Here is a 2,951-nt window from a genome sequence, read left to right as displayed (position 1 = left end):
GACGCAACTGACGCGGTAAATAATGACGTGATAAGTCTGAATTCGTTGTTTGCTGCATAAGATTTACTCTTTTCTGTAAACCTTTTTCAGGACGGGACACATCAAGAAAATCGCCAAACCGAAGACGAAAAAGGACATCTTCGGACGCATGTTCGACATGATGCTGCCGTCGTCATCGCTCAAATTACACCTTTCGAAAATGAATATGTTCGGGATCGGCAACCGGATGATGCGCCGCATCATGAAGCGGAAAGGAATCGACTCGCTCGAAACGCTGCGCCGGCAGGCTATCGACAACGGCGTGGAATTCATCGCCTGCCAGATGTCGATGGAGGTGATGGGCGTCCAGCGCGAAGAATTGCTGGACAACGTGACCGTAGGCGGTGTTGCCACCTACATGGAGCGTGCCGGGAAAGCGAACGTGAACCTATTCATTTGAATCCATTATGACAACGCAGTTATCGAAAGGATACCGGCCGATGTTGTCGGGAACAGAAACCGGAGTCTCAGGCGGCTACCGGACACCTGTTGTAAAATTCCATGTATGACCGGACAAAAGTCGCATTCAATAAATTCATTTTCACAAATTCGCCACCGCCAGATTGTTCCGGCGGTGGCGAATTTGTTTTCAGAGATTCGTCGGATAGCCGTTCCTGCTTAAACGGCTATTAAGAATATATAACGATCATTCATAGTTTCAAAAATGGAATTTGACAGACAATCCGAAATTCCAGAATCCGGGATCAAAGAAGCCGTCATGTCCACCGCCGATCACGGCTCCGATCACAGGACGGTAATCCACCTCCAAAGAGATCGGGGCATTTTTGAAATGACAGCCGAAAGCGCAGGAGCCGGCCAGACCGAGTAAAAAACCCGAATCGTCAAAGTCATAAAGCCCCAAGGCTCCACCCACACCGGCATTCAGATACCAATCGCAAGTCCGGGGTGTCCAATTCCACCGGCAGCAGCGCCAATTATAGATTCCCGTAACGGACAGTCCTTCAAAATGAGGAGTCGCCAACGTGAATTGCAAAAAATTCCGAGACGAAAGATCGCGTTGATAAAGAAATTCCACGCCATCTCCCAACCGTAATCCCACGGCGTTTTTCTCTTGAGCCAAAACCGTCTCGAAAGCGAACAAACTGCAAACAAAAACCAATAAAATCTTTTTCATAAAACAATTATACGTATAACGATTTACATGGAATTATCACCGGCCACTCAATCGTCATCATCCTCGTCATCGTCGTAATCATCGTCATGATATCTCCCGTATTTCCGCTTCCCATATTTCGGGTGTTTCTTATACCCGTGCTTGTGCGGATGATACTTCCCATGTCGTTTGCAATAGGAGTCGTAATGCTCGTGCCAGTAATCGCTATGACAATGCACCCGATCATAGAACGGAGCACAATACGACGACTCGGGACCGATTCCCAGTTCGATCAGAATCCGCCCCCAGCCCTCACTCTTATAACGTCTGTAATAATCACAGATATCGCGCATGCTTCGTCCCGAGGTTCGGGCGATCTCCAGCGCAAGGCCCACATGCCCCCAATCTCTGCCGCAACGCCGGTAATAATTATTGAGCGATTCTGCCGAAATATCGTATTCCACGCAGAGGCGCCGACAGAAATCCGACAAATCGACCGAAGCATACCGATTGGCATTTCCGATAAAGACGGAAAGCCTGTTTTGTGCGGACAAAGAGCAAGCGAATACCGCAAAAAATAGCAGCAAACCGATTTTTTTCATAGGTAAATCGTTCTATTAAAACAGATGATATAATACGAACAGCTGCCAAGCGAATTTTTCATTTGCCTGTCGGCATGCCTATGCAAACGAATCTATTTCAGCAAAGTGCCGTCTTCCCGGATTTTGAGAATCACCTCCCTGCCATCTTCCGCTTCCAGCTCGATTCGATAATAATTCCCATCTGGTGTTTCTACCATTCCCGGCTCATCGTCGGCTTCATAACCGACATAATTATCGTTAATTGCCTGCTGGATCGCAGTTTTAACGGCTTCCGGAAGAGTATCCGGACTGATCTCCCAGGATGTGGAAAGCCAATTTCCGTTGTTGTCAAAAAGCACCTTCTTGGCAACTCCGTCGTGGATGATATCCACCTCAAACTGTCCGTGTTCCCGGTCCGTTTCTACGATTTCGGATGCCGCATATTTCTCCTGCAGAAAATTTTTCACCCCTTCGGGAAGTTCAACCGGCAGGTAATCCTCGGAATCATCCTCCGAATCTTCCACCGCCTTGATCAGAATTCCCTCCGCGTTGTAATAAAGATCCATTTCCCGCGAGCCCTGCTCCACCTCCAAAACATAGACCGGTTCCATGCTTTCACGTTCTATCATATCCACATCATCCGGCCTCCACGATCTATATTCGCTGTTCTGGAAGGCGTTTTTGACGGCTTCGGGCAAAGCCGCATAAGGCAGGTCCGTTTCGGTCATCAGCCAAACGGCATCGAAAGTAAACCAGGCCTCGGATTCATAATTCTGGTCCTGGAAATCCGCAATGTAATAATTACCCCGGGTTTTCCATTTCGGACTGGCTTCAGGATATTTTTGAGAAAACGCAGACTGCAATTTTTCGGGAACTTTCAAGTTGTCATCATCGTCATCACAACTTTGCATAGCCGCTCCGCATACTCCTAAAGCGAGCATCAGAAAATACATTTTCAGTTTCATAACAAAAATAATTTGAAGTTAGGTAAGACAAAGATATGAAACCCGAACCACATAAACAAATGACATCTATATACTTTAATGTACCAAACTGGAAATAGGCTATCCTAATGCAAATATAGGATTTTTCTTTGAAAATCCATATTCAAGGTAAAATACAAGTCATTAAAAGTCAACCATAACGGTTGGCTTTTTTCATTTTCTTTGAAAAATTTTCCGAAAATAGTGCAAAATCGGGGTCGGGTGTAGTAATAT

3 protein-coding genes and 1 pseudogene are annotated in these 2,951 nt (G+C 46.3%); 1 reads left to right on the top strand and 3 read right to left on the bottom strand.

Annotated features, from left to right (window positions below; translation table 11 throughout):
* Positions 1–100: 100 nt before the first annotated feature.
* Positions 101–439: pseudogene (locus AC5RDS_RS07520) on the top strand (DsrE/DsrF/DrsH-like family protein); the annotation flags it as partial.
* A gap of 258 nt (positions 440–697) precedes the next feature.
* Here the strand turns inward: AC5RDS_RS07520 and AC5RDS_RS07515 are convergent.
* From AC5RDS_RS07515 to AC5RDS_RS07505, 3 genes are all read right to left on the bottom strand, one after another.
* Entirely contained in the window at positions 698–1,174 is a 477-nt protein-coding gene (locus AC5RDS_RS07515) for a hypothetical protein (protein ID WP_015547143.1), read from the bottom strand.
* Between the two features lie 47 nt (positions 1,175–1,221).
* Entirely contained in the window at positions 1,222–1,755 is a 534-nt protein-coding gene (locus AC5RDS_RS07510) for a hypothetical protein (protein WP_015547142.1), read from the bottom strand.
* A gap of 92 nt (positions 1,756–1,847) precedes the next feature.
* Entirely contained in the window at positions 1,848–2,699 is an 852-nt protein-coding gene (locus AC5RDS_RS07505; RefSeq protein WP_118407030.1) for a PepSY-like domain-containing protein, read from the bottom strand.
* Between the last annotated feature and the right edge of the window lie 252 nt (positions 2,700–2,951).

Source organism: Odoribacter sp. (assembly GCF_985060555.1).
The sequence above is the reverse complement of the archived record's forward strand: the minus strand, read 5'-3'. Positions and strand labels throughout refer to the sequence as shown.

Coding starts and splice junctions, on each gene's coding strand:
- AC5RDS_RS07515 (WP_015547143.1), bottom strand. CDS start 1,174: ATGAAAAAGATTTTATTGGTTTTTGTTTGCAGTTTGTTCGCTTTCGAG.
- AC5RDS_RS07510 (WP_015547142.1), bottom strand. CDS start 1,755: ATGAAAAAAATCGGTTTGCTGCTATTTTTTGCGGTATTCGCTTGCTCT.
- AC5RDS_RS07505 (WP_118407030.1), bottom strand. CDS start 2,699: ATGAAACTGAAAATGTATTTTCTGATGCTCGCTTTAGGAGTATGCGGA.